General features: G+C 40.5%; 1 protein-coding gene. It reads right to left on the reverse strand.

Going from position 1 to position 684, the window contains the following annotated elements; translation table 11 throughout:
- Positions 1–226: 226 nt before the first annotated feature.
- A partial coding sequence (locus tag L2764_RS27500) for a transposase (protein WP_248943501.1) occupies positions 227–684 on the reverse strand: 458 nt, incomplete at its 5' end.

Consider the following 684-nt stretch of genomic DNA (forward strand, 5'->3'; position numbering starts at 1 on the left):
AGCTGCTTGCTGATGTCATATCAGGTATTCAATTTAAAGATGGTGAACGGATCACTCAAGATCAAACAGAACATCACGATTCATTGATACACCACATTTGACAATAACTCAGGACTTGCTTTCTCATATCCTTTTAGCCAGCCTTGCACTGCGGTTTGCTCTGGGAAATTCAGTTCATCTACTCGTACAAAACGCTTATTTTTTCTATCTTCCTCGGACAAGGTTATTAGTCGGTTACTCTTGAGTGCTGCGATGAAATGCTTGTCCTTACTGGTGATGAAATCGAAATTATTTTTTGATGAAACCAGCTATCCATAAGAATAAAAAGAAATTTCAAGTCGTTACTAATACAGGTTTCGATCATTTGACGCATCATTTCGTTTTTGGTTATCTCGCTTTTACGTTTGACCTTCCTAGTCTTCAGAACACTATATTGGAAGGGCTTTTTTACCAACTCAAATGCCACTGGAATAGACATTTCGCCTGAGTGGTACAGTGCATTCAACAGGTTGACGCCCTTGACGTTGCGGCCACTGCCACTGCAGTGATCGTAATGCCAGCACATTAACTCATTTTCATCCGTCCAAGCTTTTTCTTGAATCGTGTCGTCAAAAATCAACACGCCATCATTACGCTCAACGTTTCTCACTGTCGATTTAACCTGCTGCCATAAATCTTTGGAAG

The sequence above is a fragment of the Shewanella surugensis genome (assembly GCF_023284005.1).
GTDB lineage: Bacteria > Pseudomonadota > Gammaproteobacteria > Enterobacterales > Shewanellaceae > Shewanella > Shewanella surugensis.